Origin of the sequence: Burkholderia sp. R-40 (genome assembly GCF_049942845.1) — a bacterium.
GTDB lineage: Bacteria > Pseudomonadota > Gammaproteobacteria > Burkholderiales > Burkholderiaceae > Burkholderia > Burkholderia ambifaria.
Genome location: NZ_CP187968.1, coordinates 1,930,150 through 1,944,828 on the forward strand (window position 1 = coordinate 1,930,150; position 14,679 = coordinate 1,944,828).

At 66.5% G+C, this 14,679-nt stretch carries 16 protein-coding genes; 12 read left to right on the plus strand and 4 right to left on the minus strand.

What is annotated here, in order from left to right; genetic code table 11:
* Nucleotides 1–115 precede the first annotated feature (115 nt).
* From ACP26O_RS25095 to ACP26O_RS25110, 4 genes are all read left to right on the plus strand, one after another.
* Nucleotides 116–1,651, plus strand: a complete 1,536-nt coding sequence (locus ACP26O_RS25095) for an amino acid permease (RefSeq protein ID WP_012365477.1) — start codon at nucleotides 116–118, stop codon at nucleotides 1,649–1,651.
* 259 nt (nucleotides 1,652–1,910) lie between these two features.
* On the plus strand, nucleotides 1,911–2,156 hold the full coding sequence (locus tag ACP26O_RS25100; protein ID WP_006761486.1) for a DUF3717 domain-containing protein: 246 nt from the start codon (nucleotides 1,911–1,913) through the stop codon (nucleotides 2,154–2,156).
* A 266-nt stretch (nucleotides 2,157–2,422) separates the two neighbouring features.
* A complete protein-coding gene (locus tag ACP26O_RS25105; protein ID WP_006750808.1) occupies nucleotides 2,423–3,340 on the plus strand; it encodes a LysR family transcriptional regulator in 918 nt (305 codons plus the stop codon).
* Between the two features lie 117 nt (nucleotides 3,341–3,457).
* The gene (locus tag ACP26O_RS25110) at nucleotides 3,458–4,315 is read left to right on the plus strand and encodes an alpha/beta fold hydrolase (RefSeq protein WP_175663245.1); all 858 of its coding nucleotides are present in this window, start codon (nucleotides 3,458–3,460) and stop codon (nucleotides 4,313–4,315) included.
* 42 nt (nucleotides 4,316–4,357) lie between these two features.
* Here the strand turns inward: ACP26O_RS25110 and ACP26O_RS25115 are convergent, their stop codons facing one another.
* A complete protein-coding gene (locus ACP26O_RS25115) occupies nucleotides 4,358–4,711 on the minus strand; it encodes a hypothetical protein (RefSeq protein ID WP_012365480.1) in 354 nt (117 codons plus the stop codon).
* A gap of 208 nt (nucleotides 4,712–4,919) precedes the next feature.
* Nucleotides 4,920–5,540: a TetR/AcrR family transcriptional regulator gene (locus ACP26O_RS25120; protein ID WP_175663244.1), complete on the minus strand. Its 621-nt coding sequence runs from the start codon at nucleotides 5,538–5,540 to the stop codon at nucleotides 4,920–4,922.
* 93 nt (nucleotides 5,541–5,633) lie between these two features.
* On the opposite strand from ACP26O_RS25120, the gene ACP26O_RS25125 reads away from it, so the two are divergent.
* The gene (locus ACP26O_RS25125; RefSeq protein ID WP_175663243.1) at nucleotides 5,634–6,875 is read left to right on the plus strand and encodes a glycosyltransferase; all 1,242 of its coding nucleotides are present in this window, start codon (nucleotides 5,634–5,636) and stop codon (nucleotides 6,873–6,875) included.
* A 16-nt stretch (nucleotides 6,876–6,891) separates the two neighbouring features.
* Here the strand turns inward: ACP26O_RS25125 and hutC are convergent, their stop codons facing one another.
* Nucleotides 6,892–7,587, minus strand: a complete 696-nt coding sequence (gene hutC / locus ACP26O_RS25130) for a histidine utilization repressor (RefSeq protein ID WP_006750813.1) — start codon at nucleotides 7,585–7,587, stop codon at nucleotides 6,892–6,894.
* 495 nt (nucleotides 7,588–8,082) lie between these two features.
* Between hutC and ACP26O_RS25135 the strand changes: the two genes are divergently transcribed.
* From ACP26O_RS25135 to ACP26O_RS25160, 6 genes are all read left to right on the plus strand, one after another.
* Nucleotides 8,083–8,856: an ABC transporter substrate-binding protein gene (locus tag ACP26O_RS25135; RefSeq protein ID WP_175663242.1), complete on the plus strand. Its 774-nt coding sequence runs from the start codon at nucleotides 8,083–8,085 to the stop codon at nucleotides 8,854–8,856.
* A gap of 66 nt (nucleotides 8,857–8,922) precedes the next feature.
* Nucleotides 8,923–9,612, plus strand: coding sequence for an ABC transporter permease (locus ACP26O_RS25140; protein ID WP_011660378.1), 690 nt, complete (start codon nucleotides 8,923–8,925; stop codon nucleotides 9,610–9,612).
* A complete protein-coding gene (locus ACP26O_RS25145) occupies nucleotides 9,609–10,322 on the plus strand; it encodes an ABC transporter permease (protein WP_426356335.1) in 714 nt (237 codons plus the stop codon). The genes ACP26O_RS25140 and ACP26O_RS25145 overlap by 4 nt, the downstream gene beginning before the upstream one ends.
* Nucleotides 10,323–10,340: 18 nt before the next feature.
* Nucleotides 10,341–11,108: an ABC transporter ATP-binding protein gene (locus tag ACP26O_RS25150; protein ID WP_175663241.1), complete on the plus strand. Its 768-nt coding sequence runs from the start codon at nucleotides 10,341–10,343 to the stop codon at nucleotides 11,106–11,108.
* Nucleotides 11,109–11,427: 319 nt separating this feature from the next.
* On the plus strand, nucleotides 11,428–11,565 hold the full coding sequence (locus tag ACP26O_RS25155) for an HHHH-motif protein (RefSeq protein WP_164714777.1): 138 nt from the start codon (nucleotides 11,428–11,430) through the stop codon (nucleotides 11,563–11,565).
* A gap of 62 nt (nucleotides 11,566–11,627) precedes the next feature.
* Nucleotides 11,628–12,092, plus strand: a complete 465-nt coding sequence (locus tag ACP26O_RS25160) for a hypothetical protein (RefSeq protein WP_175663240.1) — start codon at nucleotides 11,628–11,630, stop codon at nucleotides 12,090–12,092.
* Between the two features lie 139 nt (nucleotides 12,093–12,231).
* On the opposite strand, the gene ACP26O_RS25165 is transcribed toward ACP26O_RS25160, so the two are convergent.
* Nucleotides 12,232–13,569 carry a polyhydroxyalkanoate depolymerase gene (locus ACP26O_RS25165; RefSeq protein WP_165752634.1) on the minus strand — a complete coding sequence of 446 codons (1,338 nt, stop codon included), beginning with the start codon at nucleotides 13,567–13,569 and terminating at the stop codon, nucleotides 12,232–12,234.
* Between the two features lie 289 nt (nucleotides 13,570–13,858).
* On the opposite strand from ACP26O_RS25165, the gene ACP26O_RS25170 reads away from it, so the two are divergent.
* Nucleotides 13,859–14,521: a glutathione S-transferase family protein gene (locus tag ACP26O_RS25170; protein WP_426356336.1), complete on the plus strand. Its 663-nt coding sequence runs from the start codon at nucleotides 13,859–13,861 to the stop codon at nucleotides 14,519–14,521.
* Nucleotides 14,522–14,679 lie beyond the last annotated feature (158 nt).

A 14,679-nucleotide genomic window follows, 5' to 3' on the forward strand; every position in this document is an offset into this window, starting at 1 on the left:
CAGGCGCCCGGCGCGCAACGCGTATCGGGGCCGCATCGAATGCATCGCAGGCGGCGCACCCCGATCCCGCTTGCGCCGGCTCCGGATGCCGGCCCGCTCAACGTTCGTCTCGTTTATGTCCGCACTTCCGAATTCCGACCCATCCGGTTCGCCCGCGAACCCACCCAAGCTTCATCGCGCGCTGAAGGCGCGCCATCTGACGATGATCGCCATCGGCGGCTCGATCGGCACGGGCCTGTTCGTCGCGTCCGGCGCGTCGATTTCGCAAGCCGGCCCCGGCGGCGCGATGGTCGCGTACATGCTGATCGGCCTGATGGTCTACTTCCTGATGACGAGCCTCGGCGAAATGGCCGCGTTCATGCCGGTGTCGGGCTCGTTCGCGACCTACGGCGCGAAATACGTCGACGAAGGCTTCGGCTTCGCGCTCGGCTGGAACTATTGGTACAACTGGGCCGTGACGATCGCGGTCGAACTCGTCGCCGCGCAGCTCGTGATGCACTACTGGTTCCCGGACGTGCCGGGCGTCTGGTGGAGCGCCGCGTTCCTCGCCGTGATGTTCCTGCTCAACGCGCTGACCGTTCGCGGCTTTGGCGAAGCCGAATACTGGTTCGCGCTGATCAAGGTCGTCACGGTGGTCGCGTTCATCGGCGTCGGCCTGCTGATGATCTTCGGCATTCTGAAGGGCGCGCCGGGCAACGGCTGGGGCAACCTGACGATCGGCGACGCGCCATTCGCCGGCGGCCTGCCGGCGCTGATGGGCGTCGCGATGATCGCGGGCTTCTCGTTCCAGGGCACCGAGCTGATCGGCGTCGCGGCCGGCGAATCGGAGAACCCGCGCACGACGATCCCGCGCGCGGTGCGCCAGGTGTTCTGGCGGATCCTGCTGTTCTACGTGCTGGCGATCTTCGTGATCGGCGTGCTGATTCCCTATACCGATCCGAGCCTGCTGAAGAGCGACGTGACCGACATCGGCGTGAGCCCGTTTACGCTCGTATTCCGCCACGCGGGCCTCGCGTTCGCGGCCGGCGTGATGAACGCGGTGATCCTGACGGCCGTGCTGTCGGCCGGCAACTCGGGCATGTACGCGTCGACGCGGATGCTCTACAACCTCGCGACGGAAGGCCGCGCGCCGAAGCTGTTCGCGAAGCTGTCGCCGGGCGGCGTGCCGCGCAATGCGCTGTACGCGACCACCGCCGTCGGCGCGCTGTGTTTCTTCACGTCGCTGTACGGCGACAAGACGGTGTACCTGTGGCTGTTGAACACGTCGGGCATGACCGGTTTCATCGCGTGGCTCGGCATCGCGATCAGCCACTACCGGTTCCGCAAGGGCTACGTGAAGCAGGGCTACGCGGTCGATCAACTGCCGTACCAGTCGAAATGGTTTCCGTTCGGCCCGCTGTTCGCGTTCGTGCTGTGTCTCGTGATCGCGCTGGGGCAGGACTATCAGGCGTTCCTCGCGAACCGGATCGACTGGGCGGGCGTGGCCGCGACCTACGTCGGCATCCCGCTGTTCCTCGTCGTCTGGCTCGGCTACCGGTTCCTGAACAAGAGCCGCTTCGTGCGCTACGAAGACATGGAAATCGCGCCATGGGTGGCCGCGAACCGCGGCGCGCAGACGCAGCGCGTGGCGAACCGCGAAACCGCGGGCTGATAGCGGTGCGGCAGGGCCGCGCGAGATGCGATGAAACGGGAAGCCGCGCGCTTCCCGTTTTTTTTGTCAGCTTTCCCCTGCACGGGGTCAAAGCCGGTTATATTTCCCGACCCTACCGGGCCACGGCCCGGCCGGCGCGACGAGCGCGGCGCGGATCGGGCATCCGGCGCGCGCCTGTTGCGGCGGCCGGCGGCGCCCGGCGTTTCAATCGTTCCGCTGCGGCCGGCACGGCCCGCGGAGCGGCAACCCAGAGGAATTCATGAGCGCATCACCCGCCGAGCGGAAGGCCGGACCCGTTTCCATCGTGCGAATCGAAGCCGCGATCAATGCGTGGCGCGAAGTGTATCCGCCGGCGCCGGACGGCGAGGACGGCTACGCGCTCGACGCCGGCAGCAACTGCCTGGCCGAGCTGTACGGCGCGATGATTTGCTATCGACTGCCGGACGTGCCGCTCGATTCGCTGAGCGACGCGCAGCGCGATGCGCTGTACGCAACCGAGGCGTGACGCGCGGCCGGGACGATGCCGCGACGCGGCGTCGATGAACGAACGGGAAGCCTCGCGGCTTCCCGTTTTGCTTTGCGCGGTGCGCGACGCGCGTGCGGGCGCGATGCTGCTCGCGTCAGTAGCGGCGCGCTGTAAGGTATCGTCATGGCATCGGGATCAGGCGAGCACGGGGCGACCGGCGTGGGCGACCGGCGTGGGCGACCGGCGCGGGATGCGTCCGCGCGGGGCCGAATGAACGTCCGTGGCCTGTCCGGGAGGGTTCGAACATGGAGTTGAGACACCTCCGCTACTTCGTCGCGGTTGCCGAGGAGCGGAATTTCACGCGTGCGGCCGAGCGCCTGCACATCGCGCAACCGCCGCTCAGCCGGCAGATCCAGCAGCTCGAGGAGGCGCTCGGCGTGCCGCTGTTCGAGCGCAACGCGCGGCCGCTGAAGCTGACCGACGCCGGACGCTTCTTCTATTCGCATGCGGTGCAGCTGCTCGCGCAGACGACCGAGCTCGAATCGATGACGAAGCGGGTCGGCAAGATCGAGCGCAGCATGTCGGTCGGTTTCGTCGGCTCGACGCTGTACGGGATGCTGCCGAAGATCATCCGGCGCTTTCGCAGCGAGTATCCGGCCGTCGAGCTGAGCCTGCACGAGATGTCGACGATGGACCAGATCAAGGCGCTGAAGGAAGGGCGCATCGACGTCGGGTTCGGGCGCATCCGTCACGAGGATCCGAGCGTGCGTCGCGTCGTGCTGCGCGAGGAACGGATGATCGTCGCGCTGCCGGTCGGTCACGTGCTCGACGGCGCGAAGCCCGTGCTGTCGCTTCACGATCTCGTGAACGACACGCTGATCATCTTTCCGAAGGCGCCGCGGCCGAGCTATGCGGACCAGGTGCTCGCGGCATTCCACGATCGCGCGCTGCAGCCGCGGCGCATCTACGAGACGCGCGAGCTGCAGATCGCGCTCGGGCTCGTCGCGATGGGCGAGGGCGTGTCGGTCGTGCCGCACAGCGTGTACGGGCTGAAGCGCGACGACATCAGCTACAAGCCGCTCGACGATCCGAACCTCGTGTCGCCGATCATCATGAGCATGCGGATGCTCGACGAATCGGAGGACATCCGCGCGATGCAGGCGCTGATCTACCGGCTCTACGACGAGGCGCAGATGGAGTATCTGCCGCCGCAACCCGAATGAGCGTGCGGACGGTGGGGGCTTGCTTGACGCTGCGCGCGTGGCCGGGCCACCATCGTCGGCATTCGATGCGGTACGCGCGCGTGCGGCCCGCCTTCATGCAGACGACGACATACACACATGACTGACATCGTGACCGAGGAGACCTGGGTCGAGACGCCGCAAGGCCGTCTCTTCGCGAAGCGCTGGCGCGGTGCGCCTGCTGTGGAAACGGCCGCGCTAGAGGCGGTCGCACCTAAGCCGCCCGCACCTACGCCGGCCACACCTACGCCGGTCGCACCGATCGTGCTGCTGCACGATTCGCTCGGCTGCGTCGAACTATGGCGCGACTTCCCCGCACAGCTCGCGCGCGCCACCGGCCGCGACGTGATCGCGTACGACCGGCTCGGCTTCGGCCGGTCCGATCGTCATCCGGGGCAGCTCGCCGCGACGTTCGTGCGCGACGAGGCCAATCACGGATTCCATGCGCTGCTCGAACGATTCGGCATCGATGCGTTCGTTGCGTTCGGACACAGCGTCGGCGGCGGGATGGCGGTCGGGTGCGCGGCCGCGTATCCGGCGCGTTGCCGCGCGCTGGTGACGGTCGCCGCGCAGGCGTTCGTCGAGGATCGCACGCGCGACGGCATTCGCGACGCGGCGCAGCAGTTCGACGCGCCCGGCCAGCTCGACCGGCTCGCGCGCTATCACGGCGAGAAAGCCGAATGGGTGCTGCGTGCGTGGGTCGACACGTGGCTGTCGCCGGCGTTTCGCGGCTGGAGCCTCGACGACGAACTGCCGCGCGTGCGCTGCGCGACGCTCGCGATTCACGGCGAGCAGGATGAATACGGGTCGGACGTGCATCCGAAGCGGATCGCCGCGCGCGTCGCGGGGCCGTCGTCGTTCCTGCTGCTCGACGGATGCGGGCACATGCCGCATCGCGAGCGGCCCGACGACGTACTCGCGGCGGTGGCGACGTTGCTGCGCGACGCGCCCGCCTGAACGTACCAACCTATGCGACCGGCGGGGCGAACCCGCCGGCGCTCAGAACGCCAGCTGGATCGCGAGATCGATCGCGAGCAGCGCGATCGAGCAGCCGATGCCGAGGACCACGTTCGGCAGGCGGTGCTCGAAATCGCGATGGTCGCGGCGCATCGCGGCGCCGAGCAGGAAGATCGCCTCGACGACGATCTGCAGCCCGACGAACAGCAGCATCAGCAGATACTCGTAACCCATCTGCTTGAACGCGGCGAATTGCATCCCGTGATCGCGGATCCACTGGCCGACGCGCAGCAGTTCGTAGACGAACAGCAAGGCGGGAAACAGGTAGCTGATGAAATACGTCGGCGCGGTGGCGTGCCGTAGCTCGAGGTGGAAGTGCTGATGTGTCGTAGCCATCACGAAGCCCTCCTTGCAATGCATGATTGCGGATGCGACGGCGGCGCGGCGACGTGCGGACTAGGGGATTGCCCGATGTATCGTGCGCGGCCGTACGACACCAGCATACTGCCGCGCGGGAAATTTGGCATCCCGTCTGATCATTCGTTGTAAAAACCCCTGCGCGGCGCGCGGCGCAATCGGCGCAGCATCCGACCGCCGAGGCCGCTCACGGCTTCGCTTGCGCGCCTTCGACGAACAGTTTCGCGACCGACTGGAATTCGCGTTTCAGCGATAACCCCGGCACCGTCAGCCAGCGCAGCATCGCCGCGAGATACAGGTGATGGAACCACGTGGCGAGCTGGTCGGCCGCCAGCGCCGCGTTCAGCTCGCCTGCCTGCTGGCCGGCCGCGATCAGCTGCTGCCACACGAGCGCGATGTCGCTGCCGTTCTCCGTCGCACCGTCGGCTTGCACCGCCCCGATGCTCAGGAATCGATGCCGCAGGTATGCGAGCAGATACACCGGGTGCTGTTCGCACCACGCGGCCGACGCGTCGAGCACGCAGGCGATCCGCGACGCGAAGCTTTTCCGTCTTGCGACGTCGCGCTCGAGATGGGCGAGGTCGCGCGCGAGTTCGCCTTCGAGCCAGTGCGCGAGCACGGCTTCCTTCGTCGGGAAGTGGTTGTACAGCGTTCGTTTCGCGACGTCGGCCTGCGCGGCGATCTGCTCCATCGTGACGGCGTCGTAGCCGTGCGCATCGAACAGGCGCGCGCCGGTGGCGGCGAGGTGCGCAAGCATCTGAATGCGCTTGCGCGCGCGGCGGCCCGGATCGTCGGTCGTCATCGGCATGGCTCGGGGTTGACGGAAAGTGTACGAATTGCATTAGTATACGACGCGCACATTTTTGAATCCACTCGTTCTCGCCGTGCCGAGGAGTCACGCATGAAACTCGTCATTGCTACCTACGGCACCGAAGGTGACACGCGCCCGCTCGCGGCGCTGGGTCGCGCGCTGATGGCGGCCGGCCATGAGGTCCGGTTGCTGGCCGACGCCGCGACGCTCGGTTCGGCCGCCGCGCTCGGCGTCCCGTGCGCGCCGTTGTCCGGCGATATCCGCGCGGCGATCGCGCCGGACGGCGCGTTGGCCGATGCGGTGCGCGGGCGCGGCGGCTTCAACGACACGTCGAAGGCGCTCGCGGCGATCGCGAATGCGAACACGGAAGCGTGGATGCGCGAAGTCGCGGATGCGTCGGCCGGTTGCGATGCGATTCTCGTGTCGGGGCTGGCGTCGTTCGTCGGGCTGTCGGTCGCCGAGTATCGCGGCGTGCCGGCAATCGGCGCGGGGATGATCCCGATTACGCCGACCGCGGCGTTCGCGTCGCCGTTCCTGCCGCCGGCCAAGGCGCCGCGCTGGCTGAATCGCGCCAGCCACCGGTTCGTGAACGCGCTGCTGTGGCAGGCGTTCAGGAAGGCGACCAATGCGGCGCGCGCCCGCGTGTGCGGATTGCCGCCGCGCCGGCACGTATGGATCGATCATCCGATGCTGTACGGCGTGTCGCCCGTGCTGCTCGCCGAGCCGGCCGACTGGCCGCCGAATGTGCTGGCATGCGGTCAGTGGCGTATCGACGCGCCCGCGTGGACGCCGCCGCCCGCGCTGTCGGCCTTTCTCAAAGCGGGCGAGCCGCCCGTGTATATCGGCTTCGGCAGCATGGCCGGGTTCGACCTGGCCGCGATGGTCGACGCGCTGGTGCGGGCGCTCGACGGCCGGCGTGCGCTGTTCCAGCCCGGCTGGAGCGGCATCGATGCGTCGATGCTGCCCGCGCACGTGTGCGTGATCGGCGAGACGCCACACGACTGGTTGTTTCCGCAAGTATCGATGGCGATCCACCACGGCGGATCGGGCACCACGCATTCGGCCGCGCGGGCGGGCATTGCGTCGGTCGTCGTGCCGTTCGCGGGCGATCAGTTCTTCTGGGCGAACCGGCTGCAGCGGCTCGGTGTGGCCGACGCGCCGGTGGCCGGGCGCCGCGTGCGCGCCGCCGGGCTCGCACGCGCGATCGCGTTCGCGGCGCGGGCCGACACGCAGGCGCGCGCCGCTGAACTCGGTGCGCGGCTCGGGCAGGAGGACGGGTTGCGTGTCGCGGTCGACGCGATCGAACGCTGGGCGCGCCGCGGCGCGCAATGAACGCGCGAGCCGCGCGTCAGAAATGCCCGGTGAACCGGTAGCGGCTGCCCGGATGCCATAGATTCGCGACCGACGCGACCATCCCTTGCGACCACGTGCGCCGATGCAGCAGCAGGCAGGGCTCGCGTTCGTCCATCGTCAGGTGACGGCGCGTCGGCGCATCGGGCATCGCGGCCTCGATCCGGTATTCGACCCGCTGTAGCGGCGCGACGCGCGTCAGGTACTGGTTCGGCGTCGTCGTCGTGAAGTCCTGCAACGCGTATTCGGGCGCGCAGGCCGGATTGACCCAGCGTTCCTCGAGCTGCACGGGTGTGTCGTTTTCGAAGTGCAGCACGCGCGAATGGAAGATCGGGTTGCCCGTGTCGAGCCGCAGTTCGTCGGCAAGCTGCGCGTCGGCGATGGCAGCGCCCACCTCCAGCACCTGTGCCCGATACGCATGGCCGCGCGCGGCGACTTCATCCGAGATGCTACGGATCGCGACCAGCGTCGATTCGTATTTCGGCGACGCGACGTAGGTGCCGGAGCCGCGCGTACGCGTGAGCACCTGTTCGGCCGTCAGCTCGCGCAGCGCGCGGTTGACCGTCATCCGCGCGACGTTGAATTCGCGCGCGAGCTCGTTCTCCGACGGCACCTGGTCGCCTTCCGCCCACTCGCCCGCGTGGATGCGCGCGAGGATGAAGTCCTTGATTTCCTGATAGATCGGTGTGGTCATGGGGTTGCTGTTCAAGTGACGGCGGCCGCGTGCCGTCGCAGTCCGGGCCTTCATGCGGGACCGGGCGGAGTGTACCGGGTTCGATGCGGGATCCGCCCGGCCATCGACGCATGATCCCCATTATTTCGGCACATATCCACACGGGAAATCGCGCACAGGCGTGGTTTCGGCGAACGTCGCGCACGAGGCGCGCGCGCACGGCGAGCGGAAAAGTATAGACAAATGCGCGTGCGGCCGAGAAGGACGGACTCGTCGCATGAAAGCTCAGTTACAGCCGGACGGAAGCATAATCGATTGAAATATAAGGGAATCTCGTGCCCACACGGCGCTTTTTCGGCAACTAGAGATAAACACGGATTGCTGGGGGTGCCCCACAAAAGGCAAAGTTGTATGTACAACTTGGGGCGCCGTCTAGATGACGGCTTCCGGGTTGGAAGGGTTCGCGGCGGCGACGCCCGACGGGCCCGTGCTCAGTTCGCCTATGACAGGAACGCCATGAAGAAACTCGCCCTCAGTATTGCCCTCGCGTGTATCGCGGTGGGTGCCCACGCCAAGGATTGGTCGACGATCCGGTTCGGCGTCGACGCCAGCTATCCGCCGTTCGAATCGAAGGACGCAAGCGGCAAGGTTGTCGGCTTCGACGTCGATCTCGGCAACGAGATCTGCGCGCGCCTGAAGGCGAAATGCGTATGGATCGAGAACGACTTCGACGGGATGATCCCCGCGCTGAAGGCGAAGAAGTTCGACGGCGTGCTGTCGTCGATGTCGATGACGCCGGCGCGCGCCGAGCAGATCGCGTTCTCCGACAAGCTGTTCAACACGCCGACGCGGCTCGTGTCGAAGAAGGGTGCGCACCTGCAACCGACGGCCGAATCGCTGAAGGGCAAGTCGGTCGGCGTCGAGCAGGGCACGATCCAGGAAACCTACGCGAAGGCCTACTGGGCGCCGAAGGGCGTGCAGGTCGTGTCTTACCAGAACCAGGACGGCGTGTACCAGGACCTGATGGCCGGCCGCCTCGATGCCGCGCTGCAGGACGCGGTGCAGGCCGACCTCGGCTTCCTGAAGACGCCGCGCGGCGCGAACTTCGAATTCGCCGGCAAGGACATCGACGATCCGAAGACGCTCGGCAACGGCGCGGGCATCGGCCTGCGCAAGGACGACGCCGACCTGAAGGCGAAGATCGACCACGCGATCGCCGACATCATCAAGGACGGCACGTACAAGAAGCTCGAGAAGAAGTACTTCGCATTCGACGTCTACGGCGGCTGACGCCTTCGCGGCGCACGCGGCTCCGGCCGCGCTGCGCCGCCTGTCTTTCTGGATGGATACGCTGACATGATTTTCCAGGGATTTGGCCCGCTGCTGTGGGCCGGCACGGTGGAAACCGTGAAGCTGGCGGTGCTGTCGCTCGCCGCGTCGCTCGTGCTGGGGCTGGTCGGTGCGAGCGCGAAACTGTCGACGAACCGCGCGCTCAAGGCGCTCGGCACGTTCTATACGACGCTGATCCGCGCGGTGCCCGATCTCGTGCTGATGCTGCTGCTGTTCTACGGGATCCAGATCCTGCTGAACATGGCGACCGACGCGCTCGGCTGGGATCAGATCGACATCGATCCGTTCGTCGCCGGCGTCATCACGCTCGGCTTCATCTACGGCGCGTACTTCACCGAGACGTTCCGCGGCGCGTTTCTCGCGGTGCCGCGCGGCCAGCTCGAAGCGGGCTTCGCGTACGGGATGAGCGGCTGGCGCGTGTTCCACCGGATACTGTTCCCGCAGATGATGCGCTTCGCGCTGCCGGGCATCGGCAACAACTGGCAGGTGCTCGTGAAGGCCACCGCGCTAGTGTCGATCATCGGCCTCGCCGATGTCGTGAAGGCGTCGCAGGACGCCGGCAAGAGCACGCTCGATTTCTTCTTCTTCACGCTCGCGGCGGGCGCGATCTACCTCGCGATCACGACGGTATCGAACGTCGTGCTGCACCATCTCGAGAAGCGTTATTCCGTCGGCGTCCGGAGGCTCGCACTGTGATCGAACTCATCGGCCAGTACTGGCAAAACTATCTCTACACCGACGGCTACCGCTTCAGCGGCCTCGCGATCACGCTGTGGCTGCTGGTCGTGTCGATCGCGTTCGGCTTCGCGCTGGCCGTGCCGCTCGCGATCGCGCGCGCGTCGTCGAACCGCTGGATTTCCGGCCCGGTGTGGCTCTATACGTACGTGTTCCGCGGCACGCCGCTCTACGTGCAGTTGCTAATGTGCTACACGGGCATCTACAGCCTGCAGGTCGTGCACGACCACGTGCTGCTCGACACGTTCTTCCGCAACGCGATGAACTGCACGCTGCTCGCGTTCGTGCTGAACACCTGCGCGTACACCACCGAGATCTTCGCGGGCGCGATCAAGGCGACCTCGGACGGCGAGATCGAGGCCGGGATGGCGTACGGGATGTCGCGCTTCAAGCTCTATACGCGCATCATCCTGCCGTCCGCGCTGCGCCGCTCGCTGCCCAGCTACAGCAACGAAGTGATCCTGATGCTGCACGCGACGACGCTCGCGTTCACCGCGACCGTGCCCGACATCCTGAAGGTCACGCGCGACGTCAACTCCGCGACGTACATGTCGTTCCAGGCCTACGGCATCGCGGCCGTGCTGTACGCCATCGTCGTGTTCACGCTCATCTGGGCGTTCCGCAAGCTCGAGACGCGCTGGCTCGCGTACCTCTCGCCGCGCGGCCATTAACGCAAGGAAGGACCAAGCATGTACAAGCTCACCGTTGATAACCTCCACAAGAAGTTCGGCGACAACGAGGTGTTGAAGGGCGTGTCGATGAAGGCGAAGGCCGGCGACGTGATCAGCATCATCGGCTCGAGCGGCTCCGGCAAGAGCACGTTCCTGCGCTGCATCAACTTCCTCGAGCAGCCGTGCTCGGGGCAGATCACGATCGGCAGCGAGCCGATCCAGACCGCGCGCGACCGCAACGGCTCGCTGCGCGTGGCCGACCAGAAGCAGCTGCAGCGGATGCGCACGAAGCTCGCGATGGTGTTCCAGCACTTCAACCTGTGGTCGCACATGACGGTGCTCGAGAACGTGATCGAGGCGCCGATGGCCGTGCTCGGAATCGGCAAGGGCGAAGCGGTCGAGCGCGCGCGCACGTATCTGGAGAAGGTCGGTCTCGCGCCGCGCGTCGAGGGCATGTATCCGTCGCACCTGTCAGGCGGCCAGCAGCAGCGTGTCGCGATCGCGCGTGCGCTCGCGATGGAGCCCGAGGTGATGCTGTTCGACGAGCCGACTTCGGCGCTCGATCCGGAGCTCGTGGGTGAAGTGCTGAAGGTGATGCAGAAGCTGGCCGAGGAAGGTCGCACGATGGTCGTCGTCACGCACGAGATGGGTTTCGCGCGCAACGTGTCGAATCATGTGATCTTCCTGCATCAAGGGAAGATCGAGGAAGAGGGCGATCCGCAGGAGATTCTCGTCAATCCGAAGAGCGAGCGGCTCGGGCAGTTCCTGTCGGGGCGGTTGAAGTAAGTCGCGAGATCGCGTGCCGCGGCACGCGATGGTTTTTCGTATCGTTTCTCATTGCTTGTCGGCGCGATTGGTCATCGCGCCGTTTCTTTTCCTGACCCCTTCTCTTGCACACGCTCGCCCATTCCGGCGGCGGCGCTTCATTCGAAGTCCAGAGCGTTGTGCCGATGAAAGCTTCGAAAGCATGCGGGTGCGCAGCCGCCTTCGAGCGGCCGATGTCAAAGATCGTCAATTGCGGGCAGGTGCGGTGCACGGAGATCGGGTGATCGGCGTTAAGCAGATACCAGCCGGATCACCGGCTGACCTATCCCGGAGAATGTCCATGAACCGCATCGCGAAGATCCTGACGGCCACCGCACTGGCTTGTGCCGTTCTCGTGCCGGCCCTCGCCGAAGCGCACTCGCACCGCGTGTGCCATTTCAATCACCACCACCATCGCGTGTGCCACTGGGTGCACTAAGCAGGGTTTTCCCGGCGCGGCTCCGGGACGCTTTCACCCGTCAGGCAAATCAGGAGAGGACCATGAAAAAAATGATGTTGATCGCCGCGCTTGCTGCCGGCGTGGGGCTGTCGACCGCTGCGTTCGCGCAGGTTCCCGCCAGCGCGCCGGCGGGCACGACCGGTCTGTGCAAGGACGGGTCGTTCTATTCGGGCGCGTCGAAAAAGGGTGCATGCGCGGGTCACAAGGGCGTGAAGGCCTGGTACGGCGCATCGGCTGCGGCGGCAGCGAGCGCACCGGGCGCGGCGCCCGCAATGGCGGCATCCGCTGCTCCGGCATCGGCCGCCGCGCCCGCGAAGAGCGCGCCGGCGACGACCGCGGCAGCGCCGGGCGGCGGCGCGGGCAAGGTGTGGGCCAACGACAGCACGAAGGTCTATCACTGCTCGACCGACAAGTACTACGGCAAGACGAAGCACGGCAGCTACATGTCGGAAGCGGAGGCGAAGACGAAGGGCTTCCATCCGTCGCACGGCAAGGCCTGTTCGTAACACAGGCCGGGCGCGCGGGTTCGCTCGCTCGCGCGTCGGCTGAACGCTGCTGGAAATCGCGCCCCGCCCCTACGGCGGGGCGATTCATTTGCAACGCCGGCGAATACCCTGCCGCTCGGCTTCAGCGGGCGTGATGCGATCATGTTTCGGCCACCGCATCGTGCCTCGTTGCGCGCGCATCGAGCAGTGCGCGCAGCGTGACGTAGTGCGTGCCGTTCGCGTTGCCTTCCGAATCCGCGGTGCGATCGTACGGCTCGTTGTCGTGGATCGTCGCGCGCACGATCGGATAGATCTGCGTTTCCCAGCGGGTGCCGTTGAACACCCCGTAGTGGCCCGCGCCCGTCTGCACGTGGTGCGTCTTGAGATATGGCGGCAACCCCGAACACAGCTCCTGCGCGGCCATCGTCTGGCCGACTGCGCAGATATCGTCCTTCTCGCCTTCGATCGTCAGCAGCGCGGTGCGATGAATCGCCGCCGGTTCGACGAGCCTGTCGCCGACCGTCAACTCGCCGCGCGCGAGCGCGTATTGCTGGAACACCTTCTCGACCGTTTCCAGATAGAACTCCGCGGTGAGATCGGCCGTTGCGAAGTATTCGTCGTAGAAGTGCCGCAGCGTGTCGGCTTTCGCGGGGTCGCCTTTCGCGCGCTCGTAATACAGATCGGCAAACGACGCCGCATGCCGGTCGGGATTCATCGACATGAAGGCGCCGACCTGCACGAAGCCCGGATACACGCACCGCTGCGCGCCGACGAAGCCGGCCGGCACGACGCTGATCAGGTTCCGCGCGAACCATTCGATCGACTGGCTCGTGGCGAGCGCGTTGACCTTCGTCGGATTCACGCGGCAGTCGATCGGGCCCGCCATCAATGTCAGGCTCGCGGGCTGCGCCGGATCGCCGCCGGCCGCCATCAGCGCGACCGCCGCGAGCGCGGCGACGGTCGGCTGGCAGATCGCGAGCACATGTGCGTCGGGGCCGATCTGGCGAATGAAGTCGATCACGTGCACGACGTATTCGTCGAAGCCGAACCGTCCGGCCGTCAGCGGGATGTCGCGCGGGTTGTGCCAGTCGGTGATGTACACGTCGTGGTCGGCCAGCATCGTGTGCACCGTGCCGCGCAACAGCGTCGCGAAATGCCCGGACATCGGCGCGACGATCAGCACGCGCGGCTGGGGTGCGACCGGCCGCGCCTTGCGGAAATGCAGCAGCGTGCCGAACGGGGTGGCCGCGGCAGCCTCCTCGACGATCGGTACCGTTTCCCCGTCGACGACGATCGACCGGATGCCGAACGGTGGACGCCGATGCGAGAACGCGCAGCATTCGAGTAGTTCGCACAGTGCGTCGAGCGTGCGGCCTGTCGGCGTGGTGGTGGACGGCGGCCACAGCGCCATCGTCGCGCGTGCAGTGGCCGCCCATGCGCGCGCCGGGCGCAGGCATTCGGCAGACCATTGATAGAACGGATAGGCAAGCAGGTTCATGACCGTCGCTCGTTGCGCTGCATTGCATCAAACGAGGCAAGCCGTGTGCCAGCACGCGGCTGGCACGCGCGTTGCACGCAGTTCGTGAGTGCGGCGGCGCAGGTGGCACGCGATGACGGACGGCCGAAGGCGATGCGTTGCCGCGCCGGTCCGGCGTGTGGCCCGTACCACGATACGGTGCGACGCTGCGCCGGTTCGGCGAATGCGCCGCACGGGTATGGTGCGGATGACGCCGTGCAGCGTCCGTTTTCGGTGCAGGGGCACGAACGGCATTGGGTAGGGGAGCGACATGGAATCCACCGGAAAGACGACGCTGACCATCAGCAGCCGCAATTACTCGTCGTGGTCGATGCGCGGCTGGCTGCTCGCGAAGCTGAGCGGGCTCGCGTTCGACACGGTCAGCGTGCCGATCGACGCCGCGTCGCGGGCGGAATTGCTGCTGCTGTCGCCGTCGATTCTCGTGCCGTGCCTGACGCACGACGGCAATGCGGTGTGGGATACGCTCGCGATCGCCGAATACCTGAACGAAATCCGGCCGCAAGCGCGGCTGCTGTCTGAAGACCGGCATGCGCGCGCGCATTGCCGGTCGATCTGCGGCGAGATGCATTCCGGTTTCAGCGCGCTGCGATCCGCGTTGCCGATGAACCTGCGTGCGCATTTCCCCGGCTTCCGGATCTGGTCGCGTGCGCAGCACGACATCCAGCGGATCGTGACGATCTGGCGCGAGTGTCTGGCCGCGTACGGCGGCCCCTGGCTGTTCGGCGCGGAGATCGGCATCGCCGACGCGATGTATGCGCCGGTCGTCACGCGCTTCCTGACCTATGACGTGAAGCTGGAGCCGGATATCGCCGAGTACTGCATGCAGGTGCTCGCGCATCCGTTCGTGGCGGAGTGGACCGACGCGGCGAAGGCGGAGCAGGAAGACATCGACGAACTCGACATGGAGTTTTGACGCGCGGGATCGCATTGCGCTTTCAATTGCACTACACGCACACTCACACGCATCGAAGTGAACAATCGAAGTGAACATTGCGAAACAGCCGCGCAACCCGCAAACGTTTCACGTTGATTCCGCGCAAAAGCGAGTGCGAACTCCCTAAAGGATGTTGC

Excerpts from the sequence above, each read along its gene's own strand:
- ACP26O_RS25155 (WP_164714777.1), top strand. The coding sequence starts at position 11,428 with ATGAACCGCATCGCGAAGATCCTGACGGCCACCGCACTGGCTTGTGCC.
- ACP26O_RS25160 (WP_175663240.1), top strand. The coding sequence starts at position 11,628 with ATGAAAAAAATGATGTTGATCGCCGCGCTTGCTGCCGGCGTGGGGCTG.
- ACP26O_RS25140 (WP_011660378.1), top strand. The coding sequence starts at position 8,923 with ATGATTTTCCAGGGATTTGGCCCGCTGCTGTGGGCCGGCACGGTGGAA.
- ACP26O_RS25105 (WP_006750808.1), top strand. The coding sequence starts at position 2,423 with ATGGAGTTGAGACACCTCCGCTACTTCGTCGCGGTTGCCGAGGAGCGG.
- ACP26O_RS25095 (WP_012365477.1), top strand. The coding sequence starts at position 116 with ATGTCCGCACTTCCGAATTCCGACCCATCCGGTTCGCCCGCGAACCCA.
- ACP26O_RS25135 (WP_175663242.1), top strand. The coding sequence starts at position 8,083 with ATGAAGAAACTCGCCCTCAGTATTGCCCTCGCGTGTATCGCGGTGGGT.
- ACP26O_RS25100 (WP_006761486.1), top strand. The coding sequence starts at position 1,911 with ATGAGCGCATCACCCGCCGAGCGGAAGGCCGGACCCGTTTCCATCGTG.
- ACP26O_RS25120 (WP_175663244.1), bottom strand. The coding sequence starts at position 5,540 with ATGCCGATGACGACCGACGATCCGGGCCGCCGCGCGCGCAAGCGCATT.
- ACP26O_RS25165 (WP_165752634.1), bottom strand. The coding sequence starts at position 13,569 with ATGAACCTGCTTGCCTATCCGTTCTATCAATGGTCTGCCGAATGCCTG.
- ACP26O_RS25115 (WP_012365480.1), bottom strand. The coding sequence starts at position 4,711 with ATGGCTACGACACATCAGCACTTCCACCTCGAGCTACGGCACGCCACC.
- ACP26O_RS25150 (WP_175663241.1), top strand. The coding sequence starts at position 10,341 with ATGTACAAGCTCACCGTTGATAACCTCCACAAGAAGTTCGGCGACAAC.
- ACP26O_RS25125 (WP_175663243.1), top strand. The coding sequence starts at position 5,634 with ATGAAACTCGTCATTGCTACCTACGGCACCGAAGGTGACACGCGCCCG.
- ACP26O_RS25170 (WP_426356336.1), top strand. The coding sequence starts at position 13,859 with ATGGAATCCACCGGAAAGACGACGCTGACCATCAGCAGCCGCAATTAC.
- hutC (WP_006750813.1), bottom strand. The coding sequence starts at position 7,587 with ATGACCACACCGATCTATCAGGAAATCAAGGACTTCATCCTCGCGCGC.
- ACP26O_RS25110 (WP_175663245.1), top strand. The coding sequence starts at position 3,458 with ATGACTGACATCGTGACCGAGGAGACCTGGGTCGAGACGCCGCAAGGC.